Source organism: Streptosporangium sp. NPDC000563 (assembly GCF_040299985.1).
In the GTDB taxonomy this organism is placed as follows: domain Bacteria; phylum Actinomycetota; class Actinomycetes; order Streptosporangiales; family Streptosporangiaceae; genus Streptosporangium.
This window is the reverse complement of the sequence record NZ_JBEPDA010000020.1, coordinates 39573-52774: the sequence shown is the minus strand read 5'-3', so window position 1 is coordinate 52774 and position 13202 is coordinate 39573. Positions and strand designations below refer to the sequence as shown.

Sequence of the window (13202 nt, the reverse complement as noted above, 5' to 3'; positions counted from 1 at the left end):
CCGTCAGCCGAGGTCGAAGGCGACGTCGGTGAGGTTGACCGTCCGCACTTCCGGGTCGTCGAGCAGCTTGCGCAGGTCGGCGAGTGTCCAGCCGTCGATGACGAGCCCGTACACGACGCCCTCCTTGGCCGTTTCGGTGAGCGAACCGTGGCTCAGCCCGAACTCCTCGAGGTCGTCCCCCGACCTGAGCAGCCCGACCCACCTGCGGAACTCCGCCAGCGCCGCCTCGGGCTCGGTCTCGCACTGGTAGGTGAAGTCCTCCCATGGCTCCTTGGGCATGCCACGGTTCCAGACGACCGCGCTCAACGGGGGATCGCCGCTGGAGTCGTCGTAGTAGTACGGGGAGTAGATGTAGGAGACGTCCCCTCCTCCGCAGAGTTCGTGCCTCCGGTTGAAGGCGACGAGCTGCTCGGTGGTCATCGAGTGCGTGAACTCCAGGACCGCGACGGCCCGAAGCGTCTGGGGGAGCGCGTCGATGGCCTTCCTGGCCTCTTCCGTCAGCTGCCTGTCGGTGCCGAGTTCCCATTCCACCGAATCGACCGTGCCGGCGAGGCTGCCGGACGGTCCGTCGAAGGAGGGGGCCCGGACGGCGCCGAACAGGTCCTCCGTGATCTCGTACTCCTTCCGGTCCTCGCCGGGACCGGCCCGGCGCGGCTCGCCCCGCAGCGTGTAGGTCGTCCCCAGCAGTCCTCCGCCATCGCTGTAACCGTAGGTCAGGCGCTTGTCCGGATTCACGACGCGGGCCGCGGTGCCGTACACCAGAGCCGTCCGCTCGTCGTCGAAGCCGACGAACACCCACAGCACTCGCTCGGCGACGACGAGGGTCAGGAACAGCGCCGAGGCGACGGCCAAGACCTTGACGAGGGACCTGGTCACGTACGCCCAGTCGGGCTCACTCACGTTCACCGGCGCGCGCTCCTGCGACCTAGATCAAATCGGGTACGGCGCACCATAACCGCTCGGAAACGGCGCGGGTGAGAGAACGCGGGAGGAAGGTAGGTTCCGGATTGAACCGGATGTCGGCTCTCCACCGATCGATCATCGACGCGTATGATGATTACATACTTACTTGATCACTCGAAGGCGGAAACGATGATCGTTGAGTATGTCCGCTACCGCGTCCCCCGGCCCGACGAGTTCGAGGCCGCCTACCGCCGCGCGGTGGTGCCGCTGGGCAGGGCGCCCCAGTGCCTGGACTACGAGCTGTCGAGATGTGCGGACGAGCCGGGCGTCTACATCCTGCGCATCGTCTGGACCTCGGCGCAGGGTCACCTGGAGGGCTTCCGGGGCAGCGAGCACTTCACGGAGTTCTTCGCCGAGATAAAGCCGTACGTGGCGGACATCGAGGAGATGCGGCACTACGAACCGGTGATCGGAAAGACCGGGCCGGTGCTCACGAAGACCGAGCCGACGCTGTTCGACTGGGCGGGCGGCGCGTCGGCGTTCGAGCGGCTGACCGAGACGTTCTACGGCCACGTCCGCGAGGACGAGGTGATCGGCCCGCTGTTCGCGCACATGGACCCGGACCATCCCCGGTACGTCGCGCTGTGGCTGGCGGAGGTCTTCGGCGGCCCCGACCGCTACACCCGCGAACGCGGAGGCTATCCGCACATGCTCTCCCAGCATCTCGGCAAGCGCCTCACCGAGCGGCAGCGCCGCAGGTGGGTGAGCCTGCTGATGGACGCGGCCGACGAGGTGGGGCTCCCGGCCGACCCCGAGTTCCGGGCGGCGTTCGCCGGATACGTCGAGTGGGGCACCCGCCTCGCGGTGGAGAACTCCCAGCCGGGCGCCACCCCGCCACTTCAGGCACCGGTCCCCCGCTGGGGCTGGGGAGTCGCCCCGCCTTACCACGGCGGATGAACCTCACCTCGTCCGCCCGGCACGCCGGACCGGCCGGGGGAGTCAGGTGATCCCGCTCGGTTCGGCGGGGACGGTGTGGCGGGCATCGATGAGCTCGCGGATGGCGCCGAGCGCGGTCCCGGCGTGGGGTTCGGAGGTGGCCACGACCACCGAGCCTCCCGCCGGACCTCCGAGACCATCGAGCCCGGGGAAGCTCACACTAGGCGAACGGGTGTGGCACCTGATGCAGCTCCGAATCATCCAGGTCGGTGGTTCGCCATCCGGCGCGGCGGAACGCACTACGGGTTCGGGGCATGTGCAGGGCGCGCTGCCGCGACCAGCCGAAGTCCATGGGCAGTAGTCCCGGCGCGATCACGCGCACTGTCCGCAGGCCCAGCAGTTCCTGTTCCGGTGCCGTCTGGTCGACGACAAGTACGTCCAGCCCGGCATCGACCAACCGGTCGCGGCAGTACAGCAGGTCCGTCAGCAGGTCCGTGCCCCCGGGCCGAGTCTGTTCCCACTCCCGGTACAACTCGGCCATCGGGGTCAGGTGTCTGTTCGACAACAGGAAGCCGGCATGGTGCGCCATCCTCGGCGACGCGAAGAGTGCCGGATGGTCGATCAGCGTGCGGACCTTGCCGAAGTCCTCGGTCATCGCCTGGACCTCGTCAGCACGTGTGGTGAACTGATCAGGCATGGTCGGTGCGAAAGAGGCGACCTCTGACAGCGCGGATGCGACAGCCTGCTCCGGATCCAGGGACGCGCCGGACGCGAAGGTCAGCGTACCGGGACCGCCATCTCGGCGAACCGCCACCGCGAGCACGGCAGGCACCGACAGGTCGATTCTCATGTCGAACAGGCGCACGTCGTAGCCGCAGAGCCGCAGACGGTCGATCATGAAGAGGGACTCTCCGTGACACGTGGCCGGATCGATTTCGGGCAGCGATGCTCTGCCGTACCACGCGAGCATGAAAGAATCGCGCTCGATCAGCTCAAGCATCCCGTGCAGAATCGCCTCCTCGACACTCGCACCGCTCGCGCAGCCGCTGGAGCACTCCATCACGAAGTTGTGGGTGCGATCCGCCCCGCCGTAGTAGACGGTGCGCTGCGGCACCAGAACCGCCCGTTGGTCACGCAGTGAGTAGCCCCAGACCCATGGAATCGGCTGATCGGGGTCGAATCTCGAGTACGCACCCGATTCGTAGACCTTGTCCGCGTAGACCCCGCACTCTCGGGGGTCGAGCGCTTCCGCGGACAATTCGGCATAGGTGTTCACCGTGACTGTGGCCCAACGCCGTTGCTCAAGTCCGGCATAACGTTCAAGTGCTTCGAACAGCCCGCTGATCTCGCTGGTCTCGAACGAATTGGTCTGGCCGCTCCATTGGATCTCCTGCAGGCCGTCACCATCGTGAAATCGGAACATGCCGAAACTCGGCGACATGGTAGGAGACAGGTCGTCGCGGTGCGCATAGCGGCCGACCGCGCCGCAGACTGGATTTGTCAGTGCCGAGATCGGCAGGTCGTAGTCCTGTAGGCGATGTTCCCGGTAGCGGTCCGGAGCCGGTTTCGATATCGAGCGCAGGTCGAGGACGGCGCGAGTCGCAGTATCCGGTTCACGCGGTAGACATACGGAACATGCGGCGTCCATCAGCAGGTCGAACCGGGACACTCGCAGGGTCCGCAGATTCAGCTCGTAGACAGGGGCGATCCCCGGGCGCTGACTTCGGCTTTCCATGGCGTGCGTCTGCAAAAGGTTCCATAATTGCCAGATCGATTCAAGTGCGAACGGCGTCAGGTATGGCGAGGAAGCCATCGACCGCGGCTGCCGCCCACGCTCGATCGCATCACGTTCCGGTGCGGCGCGCAGGCGCTGCCATCGCAGGGCCAGACATTGCCCGCACGGGGCTGAGCGGCTACGTCCGGCGACCACCGGTCCGAGGATCGCCGACCCCGCAGCGAAATAGATCGGAACGAGGCCGTGACCCTTTTCCACTTCCGGTGGGTACGGGTGAGTCGCGTCGCGCAGGCCGAGTACCGCCACGTCGGGCAGCGCTCCCTTTCTCGGCCGCGAATTCAGATAGCGTAGAAGCCTGCCCGGCGCCGATTCGCAGGCCTCATTGTCGTGCTCCGCCGATAATGCCACCTGCTCCGCCTTTCACACGAGAAAAAACGAGCTCTTCCGGCGTACGCCGCCACCGGCGCCATGATTGAGCAGAGTCGGCTACCTGTGGAGTCCACAGGTAGCCGACGGGAATCAGCGAGAATTCAACGGGCAGAGACTAGATCTGCGACGTCGCACTGATTCCGTGTCGCAGGCAGCCCTGCTAGAGATTACTAGCACTCTCCGCTCTGGGTCCCGCTGCTGCAGCTCGTGCTCGTGGTGCTGGTGGACCCGCAACAGCTCGTGGCGGCTGCGACAGGGGACAGGTGAATGTCGACGTCGGTGTAGTCCGAAACCTCGAAGGTCTCCGACCCCAGCTGTTCCAGCTCCTGGAACAAGTCCGATAGTGGCTTCTCGACGATGGTCCGCACTGTGGACTTCCTTTCGTTCGCGCGGTTGGGCTGAACAGGCAAAGTATTACAACGGCTGCTTTCACGCCGCTGTCACCCGCTGCGACAGCGGAAAGGGAAGTGAAAGGACCTGCGGCCATACTTCTGATGCGGGGCGTACGGCGCCCGACATCAAATGCCAAGGAAGTGATCTCGACGATGACTGCTACCGAGCTCGGGCCAGGAGGGGGACAGGGGAATCCTTCTAGGGCCGATGATTTCTCCGTCCGGCCCAGGCTGGGCCATGACGTGCTTTTCTACGACGTCGGCGACAAAGTCGTGGTGCGCAACACCGAGAAGGTGTACGTCGTCAAAGGACAGTCGGCGTACCGTTTCATGTGCTCGCTCGCGCCGTATTTGACAGGCGAACACACGGTCGCCGATCTGTGCGCGGACCTTGCGCCTGAACGGCAGGAAATGGTCGTCTCACTCGTGCGTTCGCTGATCGACAGTGGTTTCGCGCGAAACGTACGCCGGGCGGGCGACGTCGATATGGACCCCGCCGTCGAGCAGGTGTTCGCCTCGCAGCTGAACTATGTGGAGCACTATGTCGACGAGGCCAAGGCGCGGTTTCTGCGCTTCCGTACGGCAAAGGTGCTGATGCTGGGTACCGGCCGCGTGAACCGGGCGGCGGCCGAGAGTCTGCTACGCAACGGACTCGGTTCACTGAGCCTGGTCGCGTCTTCGCCGAAGAGCGCGGCCGGGGACACCGCCGTGGCCATGGCGGGACTGGCCGAGTGCGTTGCGGACCTGACCGAGGCCGGATGTCCCCCGCAGGTTCGGCTGTCGGACCTCACCCTGGACGACGCCCTCGCGCCGCACGCCCTGACCGGATACGACTTCGTGGTCGCGTCCGGCGACGACATCGGTATGGCCGCGCTGCGGCGACTGGTCGACGCCGGAGTGAACGGCGGTCCAGTGGTGCTGCCCGCCACCTCGATCGGTTCGAAGGTGGTCATCGGTCCGGTCACCCGCCCGGCGACCGCGGGATGTTGGATGTGCTCCATGCTCCGCTACGGAGCCAACGCCGAGCCGCGCGATGCGGCCGCCCTGTGGCGCGGCATCGCGTGCGGAGTTTTCGGTCCAGAAGCTCCAAGGCTCAATCCGCAGCTCGCGGCGATGGTGGGCAACATGCTCGCCTTCGACCTGTTCCGGCTGATCACCGGTTGCTTCGACGCGGAGACGGACCACGGCGTCCTGATCCAGGACATCTCAACGCTGGAGGCCAGGCGCGAGCGGCTGTGGCCCCATCCGCTCTGCCCCTCCTGCGCGGAGCATCAGGACCTCGACGCCGCCACGCCCGTCACGCCGGCCGTCGTCCACGAGGAGGCGCCGCGATCGTTCGGTGGCGATCACGATGACAAGGAGCGGCTCAGAACACTGCTGAAAGAGGCCGATGAGCTGGTCGGCCTCTACACAGGTGTGCTGTCGTCGTTCGACGATGTGGCACTGGACCAGTCGCCGCTCAAGGTCGGCAGGGTCCGCCTCGGAGCCCAGGCCGGATCCGACGTGCGCCCCCGGCTGATCACGGCGTTCGATCTGCACTATGTGCCCGTCGCGCGCCGAAGCGCGCTGCGCGCCGCGCTGCTCGCTTATGTCGGCCAGGTGGCGAACGTCCGGCATGCGGTTACCGGTTCGATGGAGATGCGGCACACGCTCGCCCCTGCCGGCCTGTCCACCTTCACGGGGCTCGCGGTCGAGGGACGCGAGACGCTCCCGTGGCTTCCCGCGACCTCTCTGGTGACCGGGGAGCAGCGGCTGGTGCCCGCCGCAGCGGTTCACCCGATGTCGGCGCTCAACGCCGACTCGTTGTTCGAACGAAGCGGGGCGGGTGATGGAGCCGGAGAGAGCATCGGTGAGGCCGTCCGGACGGGCCTGTTGTCAGCGATCGCGTTCGAGGCTCTGCGTGAGGCCGTTTCGGGACGGGGTGAACCCCGTCCGATCCACTGCGGGGATCCTGAAACCGGTTCTGAGCTGGAGTTCTTGCTGAGGACCTTCGGCAACCTGAACGTCTGGCCGGAGGTGCTTGAGATCTCCCGCTGGCGGAACGTCGGCGTCGTCCTCGCTCGAACCCCGGACTCTGCGGACAGGCCCCTGTGGACCGTACAAGCCGCGTTGTCCCAGCGGGCCGCGCTCGTCGGAGCCCTGAGAGATCTTGCCGGACTGGTTCAGATGCGTCATCTGGCGAAGATGGATGAAGTCGACCTCGGTGAGCCGCTGTTGCCCGGATTCGACGCCCGGGCCGTGCACGCATCCGAGGATCCGCTGCCGGCCACGACGGACAACCCGCCCGGCGACGTCGCCGCCCTCGTCGGCGAACTCACCGACGAGGGCCGCGACGTTCTCGTCGTCGACACCACGCCCCCAGAGCTCAGGTCTCAGGCGGCTGTGGTGACCTGCCGGGTCCTCCTGGGGCGATGCAAGAGTGAATGACCGGGTCCCACAGGTGCTCGCGCACGGTCAACGACTGGTCGCCGACTACCTTCACGACCGATTGACCCGGACCGCCGGGCAACTCGACCGTCCCGTGACGATCCGCGTGGCGCTCCTCGGCGCACAGGACATGCTGCGGCAGCTCGACGCACCGGATACGGACACGGCAGGCTTACTGCCTGTCCATCTGCACGGCGGTGCCGTACTGCTCGGCCCGTTCGACAGCGAGCGCCCCTGTTTCCACTGCTTGGCAAGACGGTGGCAACAGGTGCGGACCGGAGTGGAACGCGATGCGCTGGGGAGCGGACGATCGGTCGTCGCGCACCACGCGTCTCCGTTCCTCGCACGGTTCGCGTTGGAGGCGATCTGGCAGACCGTCCAGCGGATCGTCCAGGTTTCGCCAGGGCGAAAACCCACCGACCGGCATGGCCATCCGTTCGTGCACGAGCTACGGCTGAAAGACCTGACAGTGCGACGTCATTCGATCGTCGCGGACTCGCAGTGCCCTCGATGCGGCGTTCCGGCCGAAGACAGTGCCGACGCCGCTCGCATCGTTCTGCGCAGCCGACCAAAACGATCGATCAATGACTTCCGGATCAACCCGGCCGCTGACTACGACCTGGAACCGGACGCGTACGCGAACCCTGTCTGCGGGATGGCCGGCACCGGTGCGGACCTGAGCATGACGAGCACGACGACGGCGAATGTGAAAGGCCGTATCGACATTCCAGGTGGCGAGTACGTCCATGAAACGTTCTGGGCCGGTCACTCCGACAGCTACGCCCGCAGCACGATCCTGGGACTACTGGAAGCCCACGAGCGGATCGCCGGCACACAGCCTCGACGATTTTCGAAGCCGGTGGTCGACACGTACCGGAACCTGCAGGGCTCAGCACTGGATCCCGCCGAATGTGGCCTGTACCCCGCAGAGTTTTACGCCAGTACCCGGCATTACACGCCCTACCATCCTGATCTGGCGATTCCGTGGGTGTGGGGCTTCTCGCTGCGCGATGAGCGTCCCCTTTTGGTCCCCGCGGCGATCACCTATTACCACCTGATCGACCAAATCGGCAGATTCGTCCAGGAATGCTCAAACGGGTGCGCATCCGGTAGCTGCCTGGAAGAGGCGATCCTCCACGCCATCCTCGAACTGATCGAGCGTGACGCGTTCCTGATCGCCTGGTACACCAAGCTGCGGCTGCGCGAGATCGACCCGTACAGCAGCGCGACGGTCCGCAGCCGTCTGATGATGGACCGAATCTCGATGTACGGGTACGACATCCGGCTGTTCGACGCCAGAATCGAATTTCCGATACCGGTCGTGGTCGCTGTCGCCCAACGCAGAGACGGCGGCATGGGCAGGCTGCTCTTCGGTGCCGGGGCCAGTTTTGATCCCGAGGAGGCGATCGCCTCCGGCCTGTACGAGGTCGCGTCCGCGATTCCGGATTTCGCCGACTACACGAAGCTGCGCGCCGAAGAGCTCACCACGAAGGCGGCCGACTTCGACAGGGTTCTTTCGCTGTCCGATCACGCCCCGCTCTACGGGCTGCCCGACATGGCCCGGTATGCCGCGCATCTGCTCGGAGACAACGGCCGTCCCGCCGATCTGCCCTCGGTGGAGGCGGTGTTCCGGGGCTGGCAGCACGACCGGCCGCGAACCCTCGATCTGCTCGACGACCTCAGGCTCTGCGTTCGGTCCGTGGTCGAGGCCGGCTTCGACGTGATCGTGGTGGACCAGACATCACCGGAGCAAGCAGAAATCCCCCTTCGCACGGCGAGCGTGGTGATCCCCGGCATATTGCCGATCGACTTCGGGTGGAGCCGCCAGCGCGCCTTGCACATGAAGCGGACCCGCACTGTCCTGCGCCGGGTCGGACTCCGCGACAGCGATCTCGAAACCTCGGAGCTCAACAGGGCTCCGCATCCATTCCAATGAACCGGCTCGCCGGTACGGCGCGGACTTGAGGAGTCATGTATGGACACGGAGCAGGCCATCGAAACGGCGAGCGACTATGTCGCCGCGATCATGCGCCGCAATCGATCGCCGACGGAGGACTGGGGCCTCAAACCCGATTGGGCTGACCAGCCACGAATGCACAACGTCTATCCCGGCGTCACCCCCATCCCGTTACCGGCCGCGAAGGTCGCGCTCGCCTCTCTCGAAGGGAGTCTGGCCGGGCAGGTGCCCGAGAACGGCGGTGCGTTCACCATGCCGATGCTCTACGAGATGCTGCGGGACTCCTACGCGTACGGCGGGCGGCGACTGGCGGTGACGGTCAACGACGACACAGTGGCTCTGCCGCATTACGCGCGTGCGGTCTGGTCTCGTGGCACGGCGTCCGGCGGCGGCCTGTATCCGCTCGAGATCTACTGGGTCTGTGGCCCTGGCGGACCGATGTTGCCGGGCGTCTACAACTACTCGCCGGCACAGCACGGTGTCCAGAGACTGCTGATCGGTGACGTGACGAGTCAGGTGCGTCGGGCGATCGCGCCGGCGGAGGCCGCGGGCGACCAGTTCCTGCTCGTGACCGTCAAGTTCTGGAAGAACGCTTTCAAATACCGGACCTTCAGCTACCACGCGGTCACCATGGACGTGGGCACGGCGCTGGGGACCTGGCAGTTGTGGTCACGGGCGGCGGGAATTCCGCTGCGCCCGCTGCTCGATTTCGATGAGGAAGCACTCAACCGGTTGCTGGGCGTGCGGACGCACGAGGAAAGTGTGTTCGCCGTGGTGCCGCTGCCCTGCGGCGAAGGCTCCTCTTCGGAGGGCCGGCACGAACTTCGAGTCACCGCCGTCCCCAGGGAGAGGTCACGCACCGTCGTCCGGCATCCCGCGGTCGAGCGGGTACACGCCTCGACCGTCACCACCCGGTCGCCCGGTGATTCACCGGCTGAGCGGTTGAAGGCGGCGAGGCCAGGCCACGACGGTGGCAGGGGCGACGGAATCAAGCTGGCCGATCCGCTTCCGCTCGACGCCACCGTACGGGAAGCCCTGCGCAGTCGTCGGAGCAGCTTCGGCAGATTCAGCGCGCAATACAGTCTTGGGCAGGCCGAGTTGGGTGCGGTGTTGCGTGCGGGCACACTCGGAGCCCGGCTCGTGTCGGATGTCAAACATTCAGACGGCACACCGGAGCTGACCAGGCTGGCCGTTCTCGTCAACCACGTCGACGGTGTCCCCGCGGACGCATACGACTACGACGTCGCCACCAACACGCTGCTCCCCCTCGGCGTCGGGGTGAGCACATCATTCCTGCAGCGCAACTACTTCTTGAACAACTACAACATGGAACAGGTCGCCGCCGTCGTCACGGTGCTGGCACGGCCGCATGCGGTGATCGACGCCACCGGCCAGCGAGGTTATCGGTTCCTCAACGCGGAGGTCGGCGCCGCCGCCCAAGCCATGTATCTCGCCGCGGCCGCGGCGAACATCGGCTGCGGGGCCGCGCTGGGCTTCGACAACGTGTCGTATGTCGAGCACATGGACAGGCAGCGAGACCTGAGCCGCGACGACGACGACCAGGAGTGGCCGTTGCTGATCGTGATGCTGGGGCACGAGCGCCGGAAAGCTCCCGACTTCCACTTCCGCCTCAGTTGATCTCGCCGACCCGAAGAGGTGATGCCGGTGATAGACCGTGATTTCAGGCTTGGCATTGGTGCCCCGGTGGGCCGGGAGAACGGCAGGCAGTGGATAGTCACACCGCAGTTCATGCTGCGGGTGGCCGGGATGCCCATCGATGCCGTGGCCCCTCTGGGCAACCCGCGGGGGGTGCGATGGGCCGACGCCGTGCTGGCGGCCGAGACCGCCATGGACACGGCGAAGCAGGTGATCGCCGACGCACTGCAGGATTCCATCGCGGACAACGACGACGAGCATCAGCGTCGTCAGCTCCTTACGCTGAGGCGCGATGTCTTCAACCGACGGCTCCCCAAGAACATGGCATCGGCCAGGGCGCTCGCCGAGCATCTCGGCGATCAGGGGCGCGCCGCCTTGCTCGGCTGGCTGGATCAGCGCGCCGCCTATGACGAGGAACTCCGGCAAGGCACCGCCGTCCTGGCCGAGGAAACCGAACTGGCGCGCGCTCACTTGCGTGAACTCGCACGCGATCCGAGACTGCGCAACGGCGTCTTGCTGGCGTCTCCTTCGCTGGACCGCTACCTGCCGGCCTATCTCGACGCCGGGGCCGGCCCGCTGAACAAACGTGCGCGCCGTATCGAGCGGTCGCTGCTGGAGTACGTGTACCGCACCGCCTGCAAGACGAGCCCTTTCAGCACGTTCACCGCGGTCGCGCTCGGGCGGTTCGTGCCCGGCAGCGGGTCCCTCTTCCCGGAGATCGACCTCGATGTCGTCTGGCGTAGCCACGCCCGCCTCAACGTCGCGGCGCTGGCGCGCTTGATAGACGTCATCGTCGACCAGCTCGCCCTACGCCCGGAACTTCCGGTGCGCCTGACGTCGGGCTCGCGGGCGGATACGGAGCGGGTGCGCTATGTGCGGCGGGTCCGGGTGGTCGGTGACGACGACACCCCGATGGGCGTGGACAGCATGCGCGAGAACCTCTTCTACCTCCCCCAGGGCAACCTGCTGCAGGAGGTCATGCGCATCCTGGGTGAGCGGGCAGAGGTGTCCTTCGGGCACCTGGCCGAGCTGCTCAGCGCGGCCGACCGGCCGAACCGTTCCCCTGAGGACGTGCGCGAGTATCTGAGGCGCCTGCTCCGGCTCGGCCTGCTCGTGGCGCCGACCGTGCATTTGGACGTCCACAGCACCGACCCGGTGGAATCGTTCCGGCATGGCCTGGTACGGCTGGAAACGCCATGGGCGCACGCGGTTGCCGACAGGCTCGGCGACATCTCGGAGCTGGTGAAACAGTACCCGTCAGCCGATCACGAGGCCCGCAGAAAACTGATCGGCGCGATCCGGTCGATCTTGGAGGAGGCGCAACGCGAGCTCGGCGCGGTGAAGCCCAGCATGCCGAGCAACCTGGTGTACGAGGACGTGTGCGTCCCCGGCACCGGCGCGGTGGCCGACCCGGAGGCGTGGCGGCGGTCGTTGACCCCCTCCCTGTGCCAGGTAGCGCGGTTGTTGCCGCTGTTCGACTCCACGGTGCCGCAACGGCTGAGCCTGCACGGATTCTTCACCGCTCGCTACGGAGTCGGTGGACGTTGTGATGACGTGCTGCGCTTCGTGCACGAATTCCACCAGGACTACTACACCTACTACCTGAAGGTCACCTCGCGGCCGAGTTTCGACGAGGACGGTGCGTTCGTCCCCGACCCGAACTGGTTGCGGTTGCCCGAGGTGGAGGCGATGGCCGAAGCACGGAAAGAACTGATACGCCGCATGAAACTGGCAGCGGCATCCGACACCGACGTGATGCTCGACGATGAGTTCGTCGACGAGGTCTCCGGCCTGGTGCCCGATCATCTGCTTGACCTGGAGCCGAGGAGTTTTTTCGTTCAGCTCGGCGACGACGACGGTGAACCGTTCGCCGTGGTGAACCAGACATACAGCGGTCTGACCCTGTTGTTCTCTCGCTTCGTGCACTGCTTCGACGACGTCGAACGCGGTGGACTGGCCGCTGAACTGCGTGACGAACTCGCCAAGCTGCAACCGGCCGACGCGGTGTTCGCCGAGGTCACGGGTGGGTACGACACCACGAACCTGAACCTGCATCCAGCGATCACACCGTACGAACTGGTCTGTCCCGGCGATGTGAGTTTCCGGAGCGAGTCCGAACAGATCATGGTGGACGAGCTCAGCGTGCTCCACGACGAGGAGACCGGCAGGCTGCGGCTGTACTCCTGGCGCCTGGGCCGCGAGGTCATCCCGGTCTACCTGGGCTTCATCATTCCACCGGCACTGCCCGAAGTGCAGCGGGCGATGCTGCTGTTCTCCCGGACCATATTCGCCACGATCGACATGTGGGGCGGCACGCGTGCGCACGAGCGGATCAAGACGATCAGGAGCCAGCCGAGAGTCCGCTTCGGCGACCTGATCGTGTCAAGACGCAGGTGGACCGTACACCCTGATTTCCTCCCCGCACGCACCACCGCGGACGGCGACGCGGAGTCGTTCCTCGCCTGGCGGCGCTGGCGGCGGGACCACGGCCTGCCACAGCGGGTTTTCGCCTCACTCGGCGCAGTGCCGCTCAGGCCCGACGCGAGCAACGCCATGCCGACGTTCAAACCCCAGTACGTCGACTTCGGCAGCGTTCTCTCACTCCATTTGCTGGACCGGTTGGCGCGTGAAGGCAATCGCCTGATCGTCCTCGAAGAGATGCTGCCGGACATCGAGCAGATCTGGCTGAAATCGGCTGAAGGACGGTACGTGGCCGAGCAGACCATCGAGATCACCGGCACGAACCGGCCGCTGCGCGGTCATTGAT

General features: G+C 66.1%; 8 protein-coding genes. 5 read left to right on the top strand and 3 right to left on the bottom strand.

The genetic code is table 11. The features are described from left to right. Positions 1-3: 3 nt before the first annotated feature. A complete protein-coding gene (locus tag ABT352_RS31620; protein WP_350948645.1) occupies positions 4-906 on the bottom strand; it encodes a hypothetical protein in 903 nt (300 codons plus the stop codon). Positions 907-1092: 186 nt separating this feature from the next. Between ABT352_RS31620 and ABT352_RS31615 the strand changes: the two genes are divergently transcribed. Then, positions 1093-1860, top strand: a complete 768-nt coding sequence (locus ABT352_RS31615) for a group II truncated hemoglobin (protein ID WP_350948644.1) — start codon at positions 1093-1095, stop codon at positions 1858-1860. Between the two features lie 199 nt (positions 1861-2059). On the opposite strand, the gene ABT352_RS31610 is transcribed toward ABT352_RS31615, so the two are convergent. Together ABT352_RS31610 and ABT352_RS31605 are read right to left on the bottom strand one after the other, a co-directional pair. Continuing rightward, complete coding sequence (locus ABT352_RS31610; protein ID WP_350948643.1) at positions 2060-3982, bottom strand: TOMM precursor leader peptide-binding protein; 1923 nt, start codon at positions 3980-3982, stop codon at positions 2060-2062. A 191-nt stretch (positions 3983-4173) separates the two neighbouring features. Then, a complete protein-coding gene (locus ABT352_RS31605) occupies positions 4174-4371 on the bottom strand; it encodes a thiazolylpeptide-type bacteriocin (RefSeq protein ID WP_350948642.1) in 198 nt (65 codons plus the stop codon). 267 nt (positions 4372-4638) lie between these two features. Between ABT352_RS31605 and ABT352_RS31600 the strand changes: the two genes are divergently transcribed. The 4 genes from ABT352_RS31600 (at position 4639) to ABT352_RS31585 (ending at position 13201) form a co-directional block, all read left to right on the top strand. After that, on the top strand, positions 4639-6822 hold the full coding sequence (locus ABT352_RS31600; RefSeq protein WP_350948641.1) for a TOMM precursor leader peptide-binding protein: 2184 nt from the start codon (positions 4639-4641) through the stop codon (positions 6820-6822). After that, complete coding sequence (locus tag ABT352_RS31595; protein WP_350948640.1) at positions 6815-8758, top strand: TOMM precursor leader peptide-binding protein; 1944 nt, start codon at positions 6815-6817, stop codon at positions 8756-8758. The genes ABT352_RS31600 and ABT352_RS31595 overlap by 8 nt, the downstream gene beginning before the upstream one ends. 39 nt (positions 8759-8797) lie before the next feature. Next, complete coding sequence (locus ABT352_RS31590; RefSeq protein ID WP_350948639.1) at positions 8798-10417, top strand: SagB family peptide dehydrogenase; 1620 nt, start codon at positions 8798-8800, stop codon at positions 10415-10417. Positions 10418-10606: 189 nt separating this feature from the next. Continuing rightward, on the top strand, positions 10607-13201 hold the full coding sequence (locus ABT352_RS31585; RefSeq protein ID WP_350948638.1) for a lantibiotic dehydratase: 2595 nt from the start codon (positions 10607-10609) through the stop codon (positions 13199-13201). Position 13202: the final 1 nt, after the last annotated feature.